This window comes from Enterobacter cloacae complex sp. 2015409, assembly GCF_041365315.1.
Classification (GTDB): Bacteria; Pseudomonadota; Gammaproteobacteria; order Enterobacterales; family Enterobacteriaceae; genus Enterobacter; species Enterobacter pseudoroggenkampii.
Genome location: NZ_JBFTVM010000021.1, coordinates 1 through 494, shown reverse-complemented (window position 1 = coordinate 494; position 494 = coordinate 1). Strand labels below are relative to the sequence as shown.

1 protein-coding gene is annotated in these 494 nt (G+C 59.7%); it reads right to left on the bottom strand.

Translation table 11 applies throughout. The annotated features are described in order from the left end of the window. A partial coding sequence (locus ACDO57_RS23355; protein ID WP_370884624.1) for a hemagglutinin repeat-containing protein occupies window positions 1-494 on the bottom strand: 494 nt, incomplete at both ends.

Here is a 494-nt window from a genome sequence, read left to right as displayed (position 1 = left end):
ACCAGCAGGTTGCCGCCCGCGGTGACGTTACTGCCCTGATACGTGACGGACGAACGGCTGGTTTTCGCCCGGCTGGAGCTGAATGCGTCGTTGATCTGATTCGCGTTGACGGCAATATCGCCCCACGCGTTCAGCAGCATATCGCCGCCTGAGGCCAGGTTCGCCCCGGTAACGGTGATGTTTTTTCCCGCCTCAAGCGACAGGCCATCCTGCGCGGTAATGGATGCCGTGTTGCCCAGCAGGGTGTCTTTCAGGCCGATCTTGCCGTACTTCCCTCCGGCGTTGATATCAATCTGCTCAACCCGGGTCAGGTTGTTGATGCTGCCGTCCAGGCTCTCCAGCGCGACCGTTTTGCCGCTGATGGTGGAGCTGATGTTATTGATATCGCCGATGGCGCTCAGGTTCAGGTCGCCGCCCGCTTTCATCAGGCCGTTGTTGAGGTTGCTGATGCTGTTCTGGCTGTCGAGCGTCAGGCTGTTTTTCGCCAGCAGCGA